This is a genomic window from Aggregatibacter sp. oral taxon 513 (genome assembly GCF_018128305.1).
Lineage (GTDB): Bacteria > Pseudomonadota > Gammaproteobacteria > Enterobacterales > Pasteurellaceae > Aggregatibacter > Aggregatibacter segnis_A.
In genome coordinates this window covers 1,153,674-1,174,657 of the sequence record NZ_CP072381.1, presented here as the reverse complement: position 1 = coordinate 1,174,657, position 20,984 = coordinate 1,153,674, and the positions used below count along the sequence as shown (strand labels likewise).

Genomic DNA, 20,984 nt, shown 5'->3' with positions numbered 1-20,984 from the left:
GTGATCTATGTAACTTAATTGTTTCAGCTTTAATTAAATTAGTACTTTTGTACAAACAAGTGCGGTCTAAAAAAAGTGTGTTTTTACTGTGTTTTACTGGTTAATTTCTGTTATTCTTTTGGCGTTTTTCGTTAACGTTATTTTTAACATAAGGGTAACAATCTATGACCAGTACTTCATTAATTAGTCAACTTCGTCAAATTGTCGGAGACAAATATTTGATTACCGACCCAAGCAAATCGGAAGCCTATCGCAGTGGTTATCGTTTTGGTAACGGAAACGCTTTGGCCGTAGTCCGTCCGGGAAATTTAACGGAATTTTGGGCGATTCTTAAAGCTTGTGTGGCGGCAGATGTTATTGTTATTGCTCAAGCCGCCAATACCGGTTTAACCGGCGGTTCTACGCCCGATGGCAATGATTACGATCGTGATATTGTGATTATCAACGCGATGCGTATTTCTGGCATTCAATTAATTAATGATGCACAGCAAGTGGTTTGTTTGCCGGGCTCTACGCTAAATGAATTAGAGATTGCTTTAAAACCGCACGGACGTGAACCGCACTCTGTCATCGGTTCTTCCTGTATTGGCGCCTCGGTGATTGGCGGTATTTGTAATAACTCCGGTGGGGCGTTGGTGCAACGTGGCCCGGCTTACACGGAAATGGCGCTTTACGCCCAATTAACAGAGCAGGGAGAATTGCAACTCGTTAATCACCTAGGCATTGATTTGGGTGAAACGCCGGAAGAAATTTTAGCGAATTTGGAGAATCAACGTTATCAACGTAAAGACATTCAATTAGATTGTGGCAAAGGTCATGATCACGCTTACTGCAATCATGTGCGCCAAGTGGATGAAGACAGCCCAGCACGTTTTAATGCCGATCCGGCACGTCACTATGAGGCTTCCGGTTGTGCGGGTAAATTAGCGATTTTTGCCGTCCGTTTGGATACCTTTGTGGCGGAGAACAAGACCGCGGTATTTTATATTGGCACCAACCAAACTGAAGCATTAAATGATCTTCGTCGTCATATGTTGGCGAATTTTAAACAGCTACCGATTTCCGGCGAGTATATTCATCGTGATGCGTTTGATGTAGCTGCCAAATACGGTAAAGACACTTTCTGGGTTATCAAGAAATTTGGCACACATTGGTTGCCGAAGTTATTTGCCATGAAAGCCAAAGTGGATCGTTTGGCTAAAAAAATCAGTTTTATGCCAAGTCATTTCAGCGACAAAATCATGCAGGCGATTTCAACGGTCTTGCCGGAACATTTGCCGAAAAAATTATGGCAATATCGTGATCAATACGAACATCACTTGATTGTTAAAATGGGCGGTGATGGCGTACAGGAAGCGCGGGATTATTTAACCTCTTACTTTAAAGAGAGCAGCAAAGGCGCTTTCTTTGAATGTGATGCCGTAGAAACTCAAGCGGCGATGTTACACCGCTTTGCCGTTGCCTCAGCAGCGATTCGTTATCGTGCGATTCATGAAAAAGAGGTGGAAGACATTGTGGCACTGGATATTGCATTACGTCGTAATGATCGTGAGTGGTTTGAAATGCTGCCGCCTGAGATCGACCAAAAAATCAGTCATAAATTGTATTACGGGCATTTTATGTGTCATGTTTTCCATCAGGATTACATCGTTAAAAAAGGTCATGATTGCATGGAATTGGAGCATCAAATGTTGGAATTGCTTGATAAACGCGGCGCACAATACCCGGCAGAACATAATGTGGGCCATTTGTATGAAGCGAAACCGGCGTTGCGTAAATTCTATAAAGCGCTCGATCCAACCAACAGTTTTAATCCGGGCATCGGGCATACATCGAAGAAGAAACACTGGCAATAGCAACATCATTTTGTGAGGGATTCATGTTGTTGCGCCCTCACAAAATACATTAAAAAAAGACCGCACTTTAACACCTAAAGTGCGATCTTTTTTTTACGGTATTTTTTAAAGAGATGGATGCAAAGTTATTGCGTTAATTTGCCGGTCTTGCGTCTTCCACCGGTGCCGAATTACCTTCGTTTAACACATCCCAAACGCTTTCTTGTTTTGGTACATTATTGCTTTCAACAGCATTGGCGGAAGGTATTGTCGGCGTATATTCGGTTTGTTGGCAGAACGATTGATTTCTGTCTGCCCAAACAGGAATGGTGCGAGCACTACTGCAATCCCAACCGCCATAGGCGTTGATACCGACCCATTTAATGTCTTCCGGTTTATGAAGTTTTAAAGGTCGGGTGGTGGCACGTTTTAAATACTCTTTATAAACCTGTAACGCACCGCTGGCACCGGTGAGTTTCGTTTCACCGTTGTCGTCTCGACCAAGCCAAATGGTGGTGACGTTTTCGCCATCAATTCCGACAAACCAAGTGTCGCGAGCATCGTTAGTGGTACCGGTTTTGCCGGCTAAGTGTAAATAGGCGTAATCCGGTTGCAGGCTGTGAGCTGTGCCACGATCAACCACTTGTTGCATAGCAAAGAGCGTTTGGAAGGCGGCTTCACGTGGAACTACTTGTTTGGGCTCAAATTCGCGGGAATAAACCACATTGCCTTGTCTATCCACCACACTGTTGATGGTGTTGAGCGGAATGCTTGTCCCTTCATTAGCGATGGTTTGGTAAAGTTTGGTCACGTCATAAGGCGAAATGGCGTAGGAACCCAGCAACATTGACGGGACTTTCGGAATCGTGACTTTATCCCACCCCATGGCTTGTTGTACCGAAATCACTTTCGTTAACCCCAGCTTCATACCAATATTGACCGTTGGAATATTCAATGAGCGAACCAACGCATCCATCAGCATGACCGAGCCACTGTATTTGCGGTCGTAATTGCGTGGCTGCCAAGGCGGACTGCCTTTTACATTGATGGTAATCGGTTGGTTGTTAATCGGTGTGTTCAACCGAAATTGATCCGGATACATAAGTGCGGTCAAATAAATGGACGGTTTTACTAACGAGCCGATTTGACGTTTAGCCGATAAGGCACGGTTGAACCCGGCAAATTGCGTTTGCAGCCCGCCCACAATGGCGCGCACTTCACCGGTTTGATAATCGGCAACCACCATGGCGGATTCCAAAAACGGATTCTTATGTTTGAGCTGTAAATCGGATACGGCACTGATTACCGCTTGTTCTGCGCGATCTTGTTGTTTCACGTCCAATGTAGAGAAAATTCGCGCCCCCAGGAGATTTTCTGTCTTGCCTTCGCCAAGTTGGTGGCGTAATTCGGTTTGTAAGGTTTGAATAAACGCCGGGTATTTACGGCTAATTTTCCCTTTTTCTTGCACACCGAGCGGGCGTTGGCTCAATAATTGATACAGTTCCTCACCGATGATTTTGTGTTCCAACATCAAATGCAACACCACATTGCGGCGTTCTAGTGCATTCGTTGGATTACGCCACGGATTATAGAGGGAAGGGCCTTTGACCATGCCCACTAATAAGGCAATTTGATCTAGGCTGATTTCGCGCACGGAACGTCCGAAATAAAACTGACTGGCCAATTCAAAACCATGAATTTGGTTATCGCCGTTCTGCCCGAGGTAAATTTCGTTTAAGTAGGTTTCTAAGATACGGTTTTTGTCATAACGCCAATCGAGAATTAACGCCATCAAGGCTTCGTTAATTTTACGGGTGAGGGTGCGTTCGTTACTTAAAAATAAGTTTTTAACCAGTTGTTGGGTCAGCGTACTGCCGCCTTGCACGGTATGACCTGCCTGAATGTTGGTGATCACGGCACGCAAAATGCCCAGCGGGCTGATGCCATCGTGTTGGAAAAAACGACGATCTTCTGTCAGTAATAAGGCATCAATGAGTAAGCGTGGGTATTGTTGCAAGGAAATCGCAAGACGTTCTTCTTTGTCCGATTGCAAAATGGCAATCAATTTCGGCGCCAAGCGAAATTCATCAATCGCTTTGACGTTAATCAGATCTTCAATGACTGCCAGTTTGTCATTTTCAAAACGCAGACGAAAAACCCGTTGTGCCTCCGGTGTGTCGGGGAAAGGGAACGCACGACGCAATAAGACAATAGTGTTGTCTTCGATTTTAAAATCGCCCGGTGCTGCGATCATTGTGGTTTGGCGGTATTCGTTATCGAGCAGGAGTTGTTTAATTTGCTCAAGGCTGAGTTGGTCGCTGACCCGAACACTTTCAATACGGCTATACACTTCCGCCGGCAAACGCCAAATTTGTCCGTCCATTTTGCTGCGAATTTGCCAATCCAAATAAGCGGAATAGCAAAACAACATACAAAAGGCGGTAAATGCAATTTTTAATAGGGTCGTCGTCCAAGATTTTTGGGGCGTTGTAGAAGGTTGTTTGGAAGACGTATTTTGAGCAGGTGTTGTTGCCATGTGCGTTACCGTTTGGGCTGAATGTTGGGATTAGGCACGGATAAAATCCAAGTAAGAATGTAAAAAACGGGCAAAATCTTCAATGCCACAAAAGGCGATACTTTCATCATCGTAATAATAAAAACCGTCTTCCAATGCGTCTTGATTCTCAATGGCAAGATTATTTGCCTTCGCCATCACCTCATCTGCGTTAATGTATAAGCTGTATTCGGCACCGGTTAACACGACATCCGCCGCATGGGGGGCGGGTAAGTTTTGTAAATGAAAAAGTGCGGTGGAAATCAGTTGTGGATTTAACCGCACTTCGATGTTAAACCAGTTGGCAAAGGCTTCGTGCTCCATGGAGCACTTCGCGACAGTGTTGCCTTGATGGGAGGTAAACTGAAAATCCATATTAGATGCTGAAAGAGGATCCGCAACCGCAAGTGGATGAGGCATTCGGGTTATTCACCACAAAACGTGAACCCTCCAAGCCGTCGGTATAGTCAATGGTACCGCCGATTAAATATTGTAGGCTCATCGGGTCGATAACTAATTGCACGCCGGCATTTTCTACGGTTAAGTCACCTTCATTGACTTTTTCGTCAAAGGTAAAGCCGTATTGGAAGCCGCTACAACCGCCGCCGGTAATATAGACGCGCAATTTAAGTGCCGGGTTTTCTTCTTCGGTAATTAAAGACTTCACTTTTTGTGCCGCAGCATCAGTAAAGGTTAACGGAACGGATATCTCTGTCATATTGTGTAATTCCCCACGATTTATTTGAGGGCGTATTATCCAATAACCGACTAGTCCATTCAAGAATTTATCAAGGATTTTTCTCTGTCACAGTGCTATAATTCTGCCCATTAATTTTTAAATAGGGAGATAAACATGAGTATTCCATTAAGAACGGAAGAGGAAATTGCTAAATTACGCGAAGCTTGCAAACTGGCATCCGACGTGTTGGTGATGATTGAACCTTATGTAAAAGAGGGCGTTACCACCGGAGAATTGGATCGCATTTGTCACGATTATATGGTGAACGTGCAAAAAGTTATTCCAGCTTGCTTGAATTATCATGGTTTCCCGAAAGCGACTTGCATTTCCATTAACGAAGTGGTTTGTCATGGCATCCCAAGTTTTGATAAGCATCTGAAAAATGGCGATATTGTGAATATTGATGTCACGGTGATAAAAGACGGTTATTTTGGAGATAACTCGAAAATGTATATCGTTGGCGAAACCAATTTACGCAGTAAAAAGCTGGTGGAAGCGGCGCAAGAAGCCCTTTATGTCGGTCTGCGTACGGTTAAACCGGGCATTCGTTTAAATGAAATCGGTAGAGCCGTACAAAAATATACGGAATCTCAAACTTTTAGTGTGGTGCGCGAATATTGTGGCCATGGCATTGGGACGGAATTCCACTGCGAACCACAAGTGTTGCACTATTATGCGGACGATGGCGGTGTCGTGTTAAAACCGGGCATGGTATTCACCATTGAGCCAATGATTAACGCCGGTAAAAAAGAAGTGCGTTTAATGGGCGATGGTTGGACGGTAAAAACCAAAGACCGTAGCCATTCCGCCCAATTTGAGCACCAAATTGTGGTCACAGAAAACGGCTGTGAAGTGATGACCATCCGTGACGAAGAGATTGCCGAAGGGCGCATCCAACGTGTCATGGTGAACGTTTAATTAACCGAAATCCGCTACGTTTCCCGTGGCGGATTTTTTCTATTTCCTGCTTTTGCAAGGCAACCTATGCTTTTTCCTTACGATACCCAAGCCGAGCTCACGCCAAGTGCGGTCAAAATTCAGAGAGAAAATTTAAAACAGTTTGAACTGGCGAATTTTGACAAAATAGCCATCGATCAACTGATTGCCAATCGTACCGCGTTTTATGATCAATTCCTTTTGCACTTGTGGTGCCATTTTCAATTTGCCGACAATCCCACATTAAGTCTGATTGCCGTGGGCGGTTACGGGCGGCAGGAAATGTTTCCGCTTTCCGATTTGGATATTTTGATTTTAACCGAGCAAACACCAACGGCTGCGCTGCAGGAAACACTCGGTCAATTCGTGCAATTCTTATGGGATTGCGGTTTTAACGTTGGGCAGAGCATCCGTACCCTTGCCGAATGCGAAACGGAAGGCATGGCGGATATTACCGTTGCCACGAATTTACTGGAGTCCCGTTATTTAATCGGCAATCAAACGTTATTCAAACAGTTGGTCGCATTGGTGCAACAACCGACTTTTTGGTCAAAAACCGATTTCTGTCAGGCAAAGATTCAAGAAAAAAATGAGCGTTATCAACGTTATAACAATACGTCTTACAATCTTGAACCCGACATTAAATACAGTCCTGGCGGTTTGCGGGATTTGCATTTGTTGTATTGGATTGCCCTTCGCCACAACGGCGCCAAAAATTTGCAGGAAATTTTGCAAGCGGGATTTATTCATCCGGCGGAGTATGCTTTGTTGCTGAAAAGCCAACAATTTCTGTTTAAAGTGCGGTATGCATTGCATTTTATCTTGAAGCGTTATGACAACCGCCTCTTATTTGATCGTCAATTAAAAGTCAGCGAATTATTGGGATTCCAAGGCGAAGGCAATCAAGGCGTGGAAGCCATGATGAAGCAATTTTTTCAGGCGTTACATTCCATTTCATTGCTGAGCGAATTACTGGTCAAGCATTATCAGGAGCATTTTTTAACCCCACATGAAGTGGTGAACGAGCAAGTGCTTGATGTGAATTTCAGCTTGATAAATCAATCCATTTGTTTGCGCCATCGCCAATGCTTTGAACAACAGTCGGAAAGCATCCTCGATCTTTTCTATTATTTAACGCAATATCCGCAAGCGGAGATCCATTCTTCCGTATTACGTGAGCTGTATTTAGCGCTAGAGCAACGGCAAGGGTATTTATGCGATTTACCGATAGCACGAGAAAAATTTATTCGGTTGTTTAATCAGCCCAATGCCATCCAACGCGCATTTTTCCCGATGCACCAATATGGTGTGCTGACCGCCTATTTACCGCAATGGGGCAATATTGTCGGCTTAATGCAGTTTGATTTGTTTCATTGTTACACCGTGGATGAACATATTCTGCGTGTGATGTTAAAACTGGAAAGTTTTTTAGCGGAAGCGTCGGCACAAAATCACCCGATTTGCCATCAAATAATGCATCAAATTTCTGACCGCACTTTATTGTATATTGCCGCCTTATTTCATGACATCGCCAAAGGGCGTGGCGGTGCGCACGAATTACTGGGGGCGGAAGATATACGCGAGTTTGCCGTACTGCATGGTTTCGACCAACGCGAAACAGAAACCATGGCATGGCTGGTAGAACAGCATTTGTTGATGTCGGTGACCGCACAACGACGGGACATTCATGACCCGGAAATTGTGCTGAGTTTTGCCGAGCGTGTGCGTAATCAAGTGCGCTTAGATTATTTAACGTGCCTCACCATTGCCGACATTGTGGCAACCAATGAAACCTTATGGAACAGCTGGAAGCGTTCTTTATTAGCGACCTTATACGATTACACCACGCAACAATTTGCCCAAGGGCTGGCAACCTTGTTGGACAATCAGGCAAAGGCTGAAGAGCATCGCCACTTAGCGTTGTTAGAAATACGTGAAAAAAACACCGCACTTTCTGAGCCGCAAATTGAAAAGCTATGGCAACGTTGCCCGTTGGATTATTTTTTACGTAATTCGCCGCAGCAAATCAGCTGGCATACGCAACTGCTTGCCGAGTTTCGCGGTGATGTGTTGGTAAAAGTGAGCAATCGGTTTTCCGGTGGTGGTACGGAAATTTTTATTTATACCAATGACCGCCCGAACCTGTTTAATAAAGTCGTGAGTACCATCGGCGCGAAAAAACTCAGCATTCACGATGCACAAATTATTACCACGCAAGACGGCTATGTGTTGGACAGTTTTATTGTGACTGAATTGGATGGTGCTGAGTTGCCATTTGATCGTCGTCGCATGTTGGAAGATGCTCTGACGAAAAGCCTAACGTCAGAAACGGTGAATAAACAACGCCTGCGCGAAAAACACCATTTGGCTCATTTTCATGTGAAAACCGACGTGCGTTTTTTGAATCTTGAGAAGAACGATCAAACTGAAATGGAATTGTTCGCTCTGGATCAGGCTGGCTTGTTGGCGGATGTGAGTGCTGTGTTCTGCGACTTAGAGCTGAATTTACTTAATGCCAAAATCACCACCATTGGTGAAAAGGCAGAAGACTTCTTTATTTTAACGAACAAATTCGGCCGTGCCTTGGACGAGTCGGAGAGAGCCACGTTATTGACGCGTTTGTTGCAAATTTTAAATTAGTGTTTAAACATAAAAGTGATCTGCACCCCAAAACCTGGACACCTAATTTGAAGTGCAGATTATGTCCTACTCTTATCAATTTCGTTTGAAAATTATCAAACTCGTCACTGAACAGGATTATGGTATCCGTGAGGTGGCTAAACTTCATCAAATTTCCCACGTTCTCGTCATTTATTGGCTAAAAGCATTTCGGGAAAGAGGGCTTGATGGCGTAAAATCGCCTTATACAAACCTTAAAACACCGAAAATAGTGAAGCCAAAGATGAAAAAGAAAGACATTGAAATTCAAGAAACCACAGACTTTTCACCTAAAGCGTTTAAAAAGTTACAACGAGAGCTCGCACTTGGCTAGTGCGGAGATTGCTTACCTAAAGGAGTTAGAGGCGCTCGACCGTCAAAAACAGCGACAGAAAAAAGAAAAATCATTGAAAGATTGAAGCCAGACCATGCGTTAAGTGATTTACTTCGTGTGGCTAAAATGCCTCGTTCAAGCTTTTACTATAAAGAGATTAAGCGAAATTATCACGAGGTAAAAGAGGCTATCTTATCGCTGTATAAAAAGAACAGAAAACGAGATGGTTATCGCCCCATGACGTTTAAATTACGCCAAATGGTAAAGCGGTTCAAAGTATGAGTCGCCGAGGAAATTGCGACGATAATGCGGTGATTGAAAGTTTTTTTGCGATACTAAAATCAGAGTGCTTTTACTCACGGAGTTATCATTCAATCGCTGAATTACAGGCTGAAATTGAAGGATATTTAAGTTAACTAACCTGTCCAACTTTTTGGGGGGCAGATCGCTTTTTCCGTTAATTTTTACTTTATCCAACAGCGCTGTATAATGTCACGCTTTTGAATATAAACGATATGAGGGGGAAGCTCATGATTAAAATCGATACCTTACCGCAATTTTTGCGTAACAAAGTGGCGGAAAACGATGCCTTTGGTCTCGTGGAGGGCTTGTGCCAATTATTACGTAGCAGCCCCACAGAAAAAATTTCTCCGACCTTGCATTTGTTTAAGTTTATCTTAAAGAAAGATAAAGAATTAGGATGTTCTGTTTCGAAATTATTATGTGGTTGGTTATGTGGTTTACGCCTTTACCCCTTGTTTATTAGTAGCGGTATTCTTACACGTGGCGGTTTTGGACAGGAGATGAAAACGCGTATTTATGAGCGTTTTAACCCCTCTTTTAAAGATATTAATGATTTACGTGATATTTTTTATTTATTGTTTAGCGATAAAAATGATGCACGCTGGATTGATGCCGTTCCTTTAAAAACGTGGCGAGGCGTATTTGGCGTCTTAACCCGTTGTACAGAACAAAAAGATCGTGAACGTTTAAAAAATCATATTGAAAGTGAAGGGTTATTTGCCATTGAGATGCTTTCAATTTGGATTGCGGCTGAAGATATGGATCCTGAATTGATGCGAATGGAGCCCTCTCTGTTGAATGCTGATTCCCCTTTTGTGGCATTGCACCATGAAGTGGTGAATTGGTTACAGGCCCGCCGCCAATCAACCGTTTTTGATGATAGCCATTTACAGGTAATGTTTAGCCAATGTAAAAAATTGGTTGAGCGTTTGCAAAAACGTGGAGCTGTGGTGGGCTCTTCTTTAAATACGGCTTATTTATTGGAGCGTCTTTCTCAGACCTTAGAACGATTAGAAACCTTGATGGCGATTTTTGTTTCAAATCGCTATTTACCACGCCGAATATTGTTATTAACCGGCTGTTTTGCCCGCGCAGCAGCAGAAAAACATAGCATCACCCGATTATGGAAACAAAGCTCAAGATTAATTTCACGTAGCATTACCCAAAATGCGGGCGATCATGGCGAGCATTACATTACGCGAGATAAAAAAGAGTACTGGGCAATGTTTTATTCTGCGGCAGGTGGTGGTGTATTAATTGCACTGATGGCGCTATTTAAAACTTATTTAGGCAGCATTATTGATGATAAAGTCTGGAAAGGTCTTGCCGAAGGTTTAAATTACGGCTTCGGTTTTATGGTGATCTTTATGTTGCATTTCACGGTTGCAACCAAACAGCCAGCCATGACAGCTGCTCGTTTTGCTGAGGCAGTAGAGAAAAATCCACAAGGCAAAACATTAAATATGAAATTAGCCCAGTTATTAGTGGATGTATTTCGTTCCCAAAGCGTGGCCGTTTTAGGCAATGTAGTAGTTGCTATGGGATTAGCGGCATTAATTGCTTTTGTTTATCAACATCAAACAGGTGAGCCATTGATGAATTCAGAGAAAATAGCCTATCAATTACACCGTATTGATCCTTTAGATGGTTCTTTATGGTTCGCAGCTATTGCAGGTGTATGGTTATTCTGCTCCGGAATTATTTCTGGCTATTTTGATAACCGCAGCAATTATTTGAATATGCGCATGCGTTTAGCACAACATCCGTTATTAAAAAAATTGATGTCTGAGAAGTCTCGCGTTAAATTTGCTAATTATATGCATGAGAATTATGGTTCGCTTATTGGTAACTTCTGTTTTGGTATGTTACTTGGGCTTACCGGTTTAGTGGGATATTTAACTCATCTCCCGTTAGATATTCGTCATGTTGCATTTTCATCAGCGAATTTAGGATATAGTGCAGTCAGTGGACAATTTGCCTATCCATTCTTTTTACAATGCATTGCTTTTGTGTTGCTGATTGGTTTAGTGAATTTAATGGTCAGTTTTTCATTGACACTTTGGGTCGCACTGCGCTCTTTAAATACGGAAATTGATAGCTGGTGGGCAATTTGGCATGAAGTTTGTCAAATTGTGAGAAAACGTCCATTAAGCTTATTTCTTCCTGTTCAATTAGATAAATAATCGGCTTAAGTGATCTGCACCCCAAAATGATCTGCACCCCAAAACCTGGACACCTAATTTGAGGTGCAGATTATGTCTTACTCTTATCAATTTCGTTTAGAAATTATCAAACTCGTCACCGAACAGAATTATGGTATCCGTGAGGTGGCTAAACTTCATCAAATTTCCCACGTTCTCGTCATTTATTGGCTAAAAGCATTTCGGGAAAGAGGGCTTGATGGCGTAAAATCGCCTTATACAAACCTTAAAACACCGAAAATAGTGAAGCCAAAGATGAAAAAGAAAGACATTGAAATTCAAGAAACCACAGACTTTTCACCTAAAGCGTTTAAAAAGTTACAACGAGAGCTCGCACTTGGCTAGTGCGGAGATTGCTTACCTAAAGGAGTTAGAGGCGCTCGACCGTCAAAAACAGCGACAGAAAAAAGAAAAATCATTGAAAGATTGAAGCCAGACCATGCGTTAAGTGATTTACTTCGTGTGGCTAAAATGCCTCGTTCAAGCTTTTACTATAAAGAGATTAAGCGAAATTATCACGAGGTAAAAGAGGCTATCTTATCGCTGTATAAAAAGAACAGAAAACGAGATGGTTATCGCCCCATGACGTTTAAATTACGCCAAATGGGTTTTAATTTGAATCATAAAACGGTGTTAAAGCTGATGAACGAGTTAGGTATTCATTCCATTTTACGCAAGAAAAGACATGGGAAACGCGGGAAATTATTGCCTATAACTTTGCAACACGCCCAAAGTTTATTGGTAAAAAAGATGTTAGAACAAGGGCTTAGTAGGCTTGAACCAACAGAATGCCCGATTATTCACAGCGACCAAGGGGTATTGTATGGCTCGGCGGAATGGGGAATATGCTGAAAGGAAAAGCCGTACAGAGCATGAGTCGCCGAGGAAATTGCTACGACAATGCGGTGATTGAAAGCTTTTTTGCGATATTAAAATCCGAGTGCTTTTACTCACGGAGTTATCATTCAATTGCTGAATTACAGGCTGAAATTGAAGAATATTTAGTGTATTACAACCAAAAACGAATTAAACTTGGTTTAAAAGGATTGAGCCCGGTGCAATACCGAGCTCAATATTTAAGTTAACTAACCTGTCCAACTTTTGGGGGGCAGATCAAAGTGCGGTCAGATTTAAAAACGTTTTTAAATCTGACCGCACTTTGCGTTTTATGAATTATGCCAATTCAGCAAAAGCAATATCTGCTGCCGCTAGCGTGCGCTCGATGTCTTCATCAGAATGCGCAAGAGACATAAAGCCTGCCTCAAATGCAGACGGCGCCAGATAAACGCCTAAATCCAACATTTTGTGGAAAAAGCGTTTAAATTTTTCGGTATCGCACGTCATCACGTCTTGATAACAAGTGACTTCTTTTTTATCAGTAAAGAAAATGCCGAACATACCGCCGACATAATTGACGGTGAACGGCACTTGATGCTTATCGGCAAGCTGTTGCAAGCCTTTTACTAATTTTTCCGTTTGTTGCGCCAGTTTTTGCTCATTACCGGCTTTTTTCAATTCTGTTAAGCAAGCGATACCGGCTGCCATAGCAATCGGGTTGCCGGATAAGGTGCCTGCTTGGTAAACCGGGCCGGTTGGGGCAATGTGTTGCATAATTTCTTTCTTGCCGCCAAAGGCGCCTACTGGCATACCACCGCCGATCACCTTGCCTAAACAGGTTAAATCTGGTGTGACATTGTAGTAACGTTGTGCACCGCCAAGTGCCACACGGAAACCGGTCATTACTTCATCAATGATGAATACGGCACCATATTGATCGCAAAGTTTACGTAACCCTTGCAGGAAATCATTTTTCGGTGGAACACAGTTCATGTTGCCTGCGACAGGTTCGACAATCACGCAAGCGATGTCGTCAGGATATTGCTCGAAGACTTGTTTGACAGAGTCGATGTCGTTATAGGTACAGGTGAGCGTGTGTTTGGCAAAATCTGCCGGCACACCCGGTGAGTTAGGTTGCCCCAATGTTAATGCGCCGGAACCGGCTTTGACTAATAAGGAATCCGCATGACCATGATAGCAACCTTCGAATTTGATGATTTTATCTCGATTTGTATAGCCACGGGCTAAGCGAATGGCTGACATCGTAGCTTCGGTGCCGGAGCTCACCATTCTGACCATTTCAATTGAAGGGATAAGTTCACACACTAATTCGGCGAGTTCGATTTCCAACGGTGTCGGTGCGCCGAAACTCAAGCCGTTTTGTGCGGTTTTCATCACGGCATTTAAAATAGCGGGGTGATTGTGTCCTAAAATCATCGGGCCCCAAGACCCTACGTAGTCAATATATTGTTTGCCGTCTGTGTCATAAATATAAGCGCCTTGTGCTTTTTCAATAAAGACCGGTGTGCCGCCGACACCGTTAAAAGCGCGAACCGGTGAGTTAACGCCGCCCGGAATAACATGTTGAGCGCGGGAGAAAAGTGCGGTTGAATTTGCCATCGTTTTTATCCTTATATACAAAAAAGTGCTTTATTGTACTGAAAAAAAGGAAGGTGAGTAAAAATATTTATGTAGCCTTTTGCCTTTGTGATATCCTTTGCACATTTTATTTTCATGGGAAAACCTATGTTATTGACGTTATTTGTTACATTTCTTGGGGCACTTTTAACTTTACTTGTGATGCGCCCCGTTGCGATTAAAATCGGTTTGGTGGATAAACCTAACTATCGTAAACGCCATCAAGGCGCAATTCCGTTAATTGGCGGCATTTCATTGTTTATGGGGAATCTTTGTTTTTATCTCATGCAGTGGGATCAAACGCGTTTACCTTATCTTTATTTATTCAGTATTTTAGTCTTGCTATTAATGGGCATTATTGATGACCGTTATGACATTAGTCCTTTCTTGCGCGCAGGCGTTCAGGCATTTTTAGCCATTCTCATGATCGATATGGGGAATGTTTACCTCGATCATTTAGGGCAAATTTTAGGGCCATTCCAGCTCACGTTAGGATCTATCGGCTTAATTATTACCGTGTTGGCGACCATCGGTATCATTAATGCATTTAATATGATCGATGGTATTGACGGTTTACTGGGCGGATTGTCTTGTGTTTCTTTCGCTGCGATCGGTATTTTGATGTATCGCGATGGGCAAATGGATTTGGCTTATTGGAGTTTTGGCTTAATTATTGCAACGATTCCTTATTTAATGATGAATCTGGGGATTCCGTTGGGACCGAAATTTAAAGTCTTTATGGGTGATGCCGGCAGTACGTTGATCGGTTTTACGATTATTTGGATTCTGTTGCTAAGTACGCAAGGCAAAGGTCATCCGATGAATCCGGTGACCGCACTTTGGGTGATTGCTATTCCGTTGGTGGATATGGTGGCGATTATTTATCGTCGTTTAAGAAAAGGGAAGAGCCCATTCCGTCCGGATCGCTTGCATGTCCATCATTTGATGGTGCGTGCAGGTTTAACTTCCCGTCAGGCGTTTTTGTTAATTACCTTTGTCGCTGCATTGTGTGCCGGCTTTGGGATTTTAGGGGAAATTTACTATATTAATGAATGGATCATGTTCATTGCATTCATTATTCTCTTCTTCCTTTATTCTTATTCTATTACGAAAGCTTGGAAGATCACCCGTTGGATACGTCGAATGAAACGTCGTGCGGCTAAACGCGCCAAAACTAAATAGAAGTTAAATTTTTCACTAAAAAGTTAGAGTTAAATAAAAAATAACCAGAAATTTTATAAATTATATTCATTTTGGCTAAAAAAATAGCTGATGATAAATTTTTATAAAAAAAAACTAGACAAGCACTTTTTAAACTTTTAATATACGCCCCGCAACGACGCTTCTAGCGCTCGTAGCTCAGTTGGATAGAGCGTTGGCCTCCGGAGCCAAAGGTCGCAGGTTCAAATCCTGTCGAGCGCGCCAAAGGTCATGCGAGTTCAACTAATTAAATATGGTGGCTATAGCTCAGTTGGTAGAGCCCCGGATTGTGATTCCGGTTGTCGTGGGTTCAAGTCCCATTAGCCACCCCATCGGCGAGTAGCGCAGTTTGGTAGCGCAACTGGTTTGGGACCAGTGGGTCGTAGGTTCAAATCCTATCTCGCCGACCAATTTTAATTCTGAGGCTTCTCAGAATTTTTTGTTCTTTAACAATCAATCAGACAAACTGTGTGGGCACTTGAAGATTCGTTTTTATCATTAAAGATTTTAAAATTGAACTGAATAGTGCTACGAAAAACGTTTATTTATTTATAGATAGATTACTTGGCTAGCAGTATTGAGCGATTAAACTTTTTGAACTGAAGAGTTTGATCATGGCTCAGATTGAACGCTGGCGGCAGGCTTAACACATGCAAGTCGAACGGTAACAGGAGAAAGCTTGCTTTCTTGCTGACGAGTGGCGGACGGGTGAGTAATGCTTGGGAATCTGGCTTATGGAGGGGGATAACGACGGGAAACTGTCGCTAATACCGCGTAGAGTCGAGAGACGAAAGTGCGGGACCGCAAGGCCGCATGCCATAGGATGAGCCCAAGTGGGATTAGGTAGTTGGTGGGGTAATAGCCTACCAAGCCGACGATCTCTAGCTGGTCTGAGAGGATGACCAGCCACACCGGGACTGAGACACGGCCCGGACTCCTACGGGAGGCAGCAGTGGGGAATATTGCGCAATGGGGGCAACCCTGACGCAGCCATGCCGCGTGAATGAAGAAGGCCTTCGGGTTGTAAAGTTCTTTCGGTATTGAGGAAGGTTGTTGTGTTAATAGCACGACAAATTGACGTTAAATACAGAAGAAGCACCGGCTAACTCCGTGCCAGCAGCCGCGGTAATACGGAGGGTGCGAGCGTTAATCGGAATAACTGGGCGTAAAGGGCACGCAGGCGGACTTTTAAGTGAGGTGTGAAATCCCCGGGCTTAACCTGGGAATTGCATTTCAGACTGGGAGTCTAGAGTACTTTAGGGAGGGGTAGAATTCCACGTGTAGCGGTGAAATGCGTAGAGATGTGGAGGAATACCGAAGGCGAAGGCAGCCCCTTGGGAATGTACTGACGCTCATGTGCGAAAGCGTGGGGAGCAAACAGGATTAGATACCCTGGTAGTCCACGCTGTAAACGCTGTCGATTTGGGGATTGGGCTTTAAGCTTGGTGCCCGAAGCTAACGTGATAAATCGACCGCCTGGGGAGTACGGCCGCAAGGTTAAAACTCAAATGAATTGACGGGGGCCCGCACAAGCGGTGGAGCATGTGGTTTAATTCGATGCAACGCGAAGAACCTTACCTACTCTTGACATCCATGGAATCTTGTAGAGATATGAGAGTGCCTTCGGGAACCATGAGACAGGTGCTGCATGGCTGTCGTCAGCTCGTGTTGTGAAATGTTGGGTTAAGTCCCGCAACGAGCGCAACCCTTATCCTTTGTTGCCAGCGATTTGGTCGGGAACTCAAAGGAGACTGCCGGTGATAAACCGGAGGAAGGTGGGGATGACGTCAAGTCATCATGGCCCTTACGAGTAGGGCTACACACGTGCTACAATGGCGTATACAGAGGGCGACGAAGCCGCGAGGTGGAGTGAATCTCACAAAGTACGTCTAAGTCCGGATTGGAGTCTGCAACTCGACTCCATGAAGTCGGAATCGCTAGTAATCGCGAATCAGAATGTCGCGGTGAATAACGTTCCCGGGCCTTGTACACACCGCCCGTCACACCATGGGAGTGGGTTGTACCAGAAGTAGATAGCTTAACCTTCGGGGGGGCGTTTACCACGGTATGATTCATGACTGGGGTGAAGTCGTAACAAGGTAACCGTAGGGGAACCTGCGGTTGGATCACCTCCTTACCAAAGATAGACTCGACTTTAAGTGTTCACACAGTTTGTTTGATGGTTGTAGACAAGGAAAGAACAACAATATCGAAGACAAAATCCTATTGGGTCTGTAGCTCAGGTGGTTAGAGCGCACCCCTGATAAGGGTGAGGTCGGTGGTTCAAGTCCACTCAGACCCACCACTTAGACTGGTGAGTTTGGTAGATTAGTTTTTATTACATTAACTAATTTTAAACATATCAAGCCACTATGTGTGAGTGAAAGCCAAGGGATGTGATTGGGGATATAGCTCAGCTGGGAGAGCGCCTGCCTTGCACGCAGGAGGTCAGCGGTTCGATCCCGCTTATCTCCACCAATATCGTCATAGTTAAGTTTATTGAAGTATATTTTTTATCATTTTATTTGATGGTATTAAATATTGTGTTGTGTTAGTTAAAATGAATTTAACTATGATGATGGTAAGTAAGTTAACTTACATTGTTTTATCTGTTCTTTAAAAATCTGGAAACAAGCTGAAAACGAGACTTTCAAGAAAGTCTGAGTGAGAGTGATTGATAAAAGGCGATTGCTCTTAATTAACTGTTATTAATCGTAGCTGAAGTGTTTGAAAGTTGTTGTTTAATATTATTTAAATAATAAGGTAAGAATACTTGAGGTTGTATGGTTAAGTGACAAAGCGTACAAGGTGGATGCCTTGGCAATCAGAGGCGAAGAAGGACGTGCTAATCTGCGAAAAGCTTGGATGAGTCGATAAGAGGCGTTTAATCCAAGATGTCCGAATGGGGAAACCCAGTGGGTGAAGAACCTACTATCATTATCTGAATCCATAGGATAATGAGGCGAACCGGGAGAACTGAAACATCTAAGTACCCCGAGGAAAAGAAATCAACCGAGATTTTGTGAGTAGCGGCGAGCGAAAGCGAAGGAGCCTGTTAGTGATAGCGGAAGTATTAGAGGAATTGGCTGGGAAGCCGAATCGTAGAGGGTGATAATCCCGTACTCGAAAATACTTTTGTGGTACTGAGCTAACGACAAGTAGGGCGGGACACGTGATATCCTGTTTGAAGATGGGGGGACCATCCTCCAAGGCTAAATACTCCTGATTGACCGATAGTGAACCAGTACTGTGAAGGAAAGGCGAAAAGAACCCCGGTGAGGGGAGTGAAATAGAACCTGAAACCTTGTACGTACAAGCAGTGGGAGCCCGAAAGGGTGACTGCGTACCTTTTGTATAATGGGTCAGCGACTTATATTTTGTAGCGAGGTTAACCGAATAGGGGAGCCGAAGGGAAACCGAGTCTTAACTGGGCGGCTAGTTGCAAGGTATAGACCCGAAACCCGGTGATCTAGCCATGGGCAGGTTGAAGGTTGGGTAACACTAACTGGAGGACCGAACCGACTAATGTTGAAAAATTAGCGGATGACTTGTGGCTGGGGGTGAAAGGCCAATCAAACCGGGAGATAGCTGGTTCTCCCCGAAATCTATTTAGGTAGAGCCTTGAGCGGACACCTTTGGGGGTAGAGCACTGTTTCGGCTAGGGGTCCATCCCGGATTACCAACCCGATGCAAACTACGAATACCAAAGAGTGATACTCAGGAGACACACGGCGGGTGCTAACGTCCGTCGTGGAGAGGGAAACAACCCAGACCGCCAGCTAAGGTCCCAAAGTCTATATTAAGTGGGAAACGAAGTGGGAAGGCTTAGACAGCTAGGATGTTGGCTTAGAAGCAGCCATCATTTAAAGAAAGCGTAATAGCTCACTAGTCGAGTCGGCCTGCGCGGAAGATGTAACGGGGCTCAAATATAGCACCGAAGCTGCGGCATCAGACGTAAGTCTGTTGGGTAGGGGAGCGTTGTGTAAGCGGATGAAGATGGTTCGAGAGGGCTGTTGGACGTATCACAAGTGCGAATGCTGACATAAGTAACGATAAAACGGGTGAAAAACCCGTTCGCCGGAAGACCAAGGGTTCCTGTCCAACGTTAATCGGGGCAGGGTGAGTCGGCCCCTAAGGCGAGGCTGAAAAGCGTAGTCGATGGGAAACGGGTTAATATTCCCGTACTTGGTAAAGCTGCGATGTGGGGACGGAGCAGGTTAGGTTAGCGTGCTGTTGGATATGCACGTTTAAGTTGGTAGGTGGGGAGTTTAGGCAAATCCGGACTTCCTTAACACTGAGAGATGATGACGAGGCTCTACGGAGCTGAAGTAACTGATACCACACTTCCAGGAAAAGCCACTAAGCGAAAGGCTTTACTAAACCGTACTGAAAACCGACACAGGTGGTCAGGTAGAGAATACTCAGGCGCTTGAGAGAACTCGGGTGAAGGAACTAGGCAAAATAGCACCGTAACTTCGGGAGAAGGTGCGCCGGCGTAGATTGTAGTCCCTCGCGGGCGAAGGTTGAACCGGTCGAAGATACCAGCTGGCTGCAACTGTTTATTAAAAACACAGCACTCTGCAAACACGAAAGTGGACGTATAGGGTGTGATGCCTGCCCGGTGCTGGAAGGTTAATTGATGGTGTAATCGAAAGAGAAGCTCCTGATCGAAGCCCCAGTAAACGGCGGCCGTAACTATAACGGTCCTAAGGTAGCGAAATTCCTTGTCGGGTAAGTTCCGACCTGCACGAATGGCATAATGATGGCCAGGCTGTCTCCACCCGAGACTCAGTGAAATTGAAATCGCCGTGAAGATGCGGTGTACCCGCGGCTAGACGGAAAGACCCCGTGAACCTTTACTATAGCTTGACACTGAACATTGAATTTTGATGTGTAGGATAGGTGGGAGACTTTGAAGTAGTCACGCCAGTGATTATGGAGTCGTCCTTGAAATACCACCCTTTAACGTTTGATGTTCTAACGAAGATTACGAAACGTGGTCTCGGACAGTGTCTGGTGGGTAGTTTGACTGGGGCGGTCTCCTCCCAAAGAGTAACGGAGGAGCACGAAGGTTTGCTAATCACGGTCGGACATCGTGAGGTTAGTGCAATGGTATAAGCAAGCTTAACTGCGAGACAGACAAGTCGAGCAGGTACGAAAGTAGGTCATAGTGATCCGGTGGTTCTGCATGGAAGGGCCATCGCTCAACGGATAAAAGGTACTCCGGGGATAACAGGCTGATACCGCCCAAGAGTTCATATCGACGGCGGTGTTTGGCACCTCGATGTCGGCTCATCACATCCTGGGGCTGAAGTAGGTCCCAAGGGTATGGCTGTTCGCCATTTAAAGTGGTACGCGAGCTGGGTTTAGAACGTCGTGAGACAGTTCGGTCCCTATCTGCCGTGGGCGTTGGAGAATTGATTGGGGCTGCTCCTAGTACGAGAGGACCGGAGTGGACGCATCACTGGTGTTCCAGTTGTCTCGCCAGAGGCATTGCTGGGTAGCTACATGCGGAAGAGATAAGTGCTGAAAGCATCTAAGCACGAAACTTGCCAAGAGATGAGTTCTCCCTGTCTTTAAGACAGTAAGGGTTGTTTAAGACTAAGACGTAGATAGGTGCGGTGTGTAAGTGTAGTGATACATTGAGCTAACGCATACTAATTGCCCGAGAGGCTTAGCCATACAACGCTCAAGTGTTTTTGGGGTTACCCTGGACATGAGCGAGTTGGAAGGATAACAGTTAAGAGAA

At 44.4% G+C, this 20,984-nt stretch carries 11 protein-coding genes, 5 tRNA genes, 2 rRNA genes and 3 pseudogenes; 17 read left to right on the top strand and 4 right to left on the bottom strand.

Annotated features, from left to right (window positions below):
• Positions 1–164 precede the first annotated feature (164 nt).
• Entirely contained in the window at positions 165–1,856 is a 1,692-nt protein-coding gene (gene dld / locus J5A60_RS05645; protein ID WP_212509727.1) for a D-lactate dehydrogenase, read from the top strand.
• A 133-nt stretch (positions 1,857–1,989) separates the two neighbouring features.
• Here the strand turns inward: dld and mrcB are convergent, their stop codons facing one another.
• Genes mrcB through erpA form a run of 3 tightly spaced genes read right to left on the bottom strand, consistent with a single transcriptional unit; the run spans position 1,990 to position 5,107 of the window.
• Positions 1,990–4,371, bottom strand: a complete 2,382-nt coding sequence (gene mrcB, locus J5A60_RS05640; RefSeq protein WP_212509726.1) for a penicillin-binding protein 1B — start codon at positions 4,369–4,371, stop codon at positions 1,990–1,992.
• A gap of 30 nt (positions 4,372–4,401) precedes the next feature.
• A complete protein-coding gene (locus J5A60_RS05635; protein WP_212509725.1) occupies positions 4,402–4,764 on the bottom strand; it encodes a YacL family protein in 363 nt (120 codons plus the stop codon).
• Between the two features lies 1 nt (position 4,765).
• The gene (erpA, locus tag J5A60_RS05630) at positions 4,766–5,107 is read right to left on the bottom strand and encodes an iron-sulfur cluster insertion protein ErpA (RefSeq protein WP_109104263.1); all 342 of its coding nucleotides are present in this window, start codon (positions 5,105–5,107) and stop codon (positions 4,766–4,768) included.
• 135 nt (positions 5,108–5,242) lie between these two features.
• On the opposite strand from erpA, the gene map reads away from it, so the two are divergent.
• The 8 genes and pseudogenes from map (at position 5,243) to J5A60_RS05585 (ending at position 12,645) form a co-directional block, all read left to right on the top strand.
• The gene (gene map, locus J5A60_RS05625) at positions 5,243–6,046 is read left to right on the top strand and encodes a type I methionyl aminopeptidase (protein ID WP_109104262.1); all 804 of its coding nucleotides are present in this window, start codon (positions 5,243–5,245) and stop codon (positions 6,044–6,046) included.
• A 66-nt stretch (positions 6,047–6,112) separates the two neighbouring features.
• Positions 6,113–8,704, top strand: a complete 2,592-nt coding sequence (glnD, locus tag J5A60_RS05620; RefSeq protein ID WP_212509724.1) for a bifunctional uridylyltransferase/uridylyl-removing protein GlnD — start codon at positions 6,113–6,115, stop codon at positions 8,702–8,704.
• Positions 8,705–8,765: 61 nt separating this feature from the next.
• A pseudogene (locus J5A60_RS05615) lies at positions 8,766–9,141 on the top strand (transposase).
• Positions 9,142–9,328: 187 nt separating this feature from the next.
• Positions 9,329–9,466 (top strand): annotated as a pseudogene (locus J5A60_RS05610) (integrase core domain-containing protein); the annotation flags it as partial.
• 120 nt (positions 9,467–9,586) lie between these two features.
• On the top strand, positions 9,587–11,542 hold the full coding sequence (locus tag J5A60_RS05605; RefSeq protein WP_212509722.1) for a site-specific recombinase: 1,956 nt from the start codon (positions 9,587–9,589) through the stop codon (positions 11,540–11,542).
• 72 nt (positions 11,543–11,614) lie between these two features.
• A pseudogene (locus J5A60_RS05600) lies at positions 11,615–11,990 on the top strand (transposase).
• Positions 11,991–12,031: 41 nt separating this feature from the next.
• A complete protein-coding gene (locus J5A60_RS09565; RefSeq protein ID WP_371817622.1) occupies positions 12,032–12,412 on the top strand; it encodes an IS3 family transposase in 381 nt (126 codons plus the stop codon).
• On the top strand, positions 12,406–12,645 hold the full coding sequence (locus J5A60_RS05585; protein WP_212509721.1) for an IS3 family transposase: 240 nt from the start codon (positions 12,406–12,408) through the stop codon (positions 12,643–12,645). Before J5A60_RS09565 ends, J5A60_RS05585 begins: the two co-directional genes overlap by 7 nt.
• 88 nt (positions 12,646–12,733) lie before the next feature.
• Here J5A60_RS05585 and hemL read toward each other — a convergent pair whose 3' ends face one another.
• Positions 12,734–14,017 carry a glutamate-1-semialdehyde 2,1-aminomutase gene (hemL, locus tag J5A60_RS05580; RefSeq protein ID WP_212509720.1) on the bottom strand — a complete coding sequence of 428 codons (1,284 nt, stop codon included), beginning with the start codon at positions 14,015–14,017 and terminating at the stop codon, positions 12,734–12,736.
• 126 nt (positions 14,018–14,143) lie between these two features.
• Between hemL and wecA the strand changes: the two genes are divergently transcribed.
• The 8 genes from wecA to J5A60_RS05540 all read left to right on the top strand — a co-directional run bounded on the left by wecA (position 14,144) and on the right by J5A60_RS05540 (position 20,917).
• Entirely contained in the window at positions 14,144–15,217 is a 1,074-nt protein-coding gene (gene wecA / locus J5A60_RS05575) for a UDP-N-acetylglucosamine--undecaprenyl-phosphate N-acetylglucosaminephosphotransferase (RefSeq protein WP_109104254.1), read from the top strand.
• 166 nt (positions 15,218–15,383) lie between these two features.
• Positions 15,384–15,460, top strand: a tRNA-Arg gene (locus J5A60_RS05570).
• Positions 15,461–15,491: 31 nt separating this feature from the next.
• Positions 15,492–15,567, top strand: a tRNA-His gene (locus J5A60_RS05565).
• A 1-nt stretch (position 15,568) separates the two neighbouring features.
• Positions 15,569–15,645 (top strand) — tRNA-Pro (locus J5A60_RS05560).
• Between the two features lie 186 nt (positions 15,646–15,831).
• Positions 15,832–17,372 (top strand): 16S ribosomal RNA (locus tag J5A60_RS05555).
• A 91-nt stretch (positions 17,373–17,463) separates the two neighbouring features.
• A tRNA-Ile gene (locus J5A60_RS05550) sits at positions 17,464–17,540 on the top strand.
• Between the two features lie 97 nt (positions 17,541–17,637).
• Positions 17,638–17,713: transfer RNA gene (locus J5A60_RS05545), tRNA-Ala, on the top strand.
• A 307-nt stretch (positions 17,714–18,020) separates the two neighbouring features.
• A 23S ribosomal RNA gene (locus tag J5A60_RS05540) occupies positions 18,021–20,917 on the top strand.
• Together the 16S and 23S rRNA genes with 5 tRNA genes alongside form the textbook arrangement of a ribosomal RNA operon.
• Positions 20,918–20,984 lie beyond the last annotated feature (67 nt).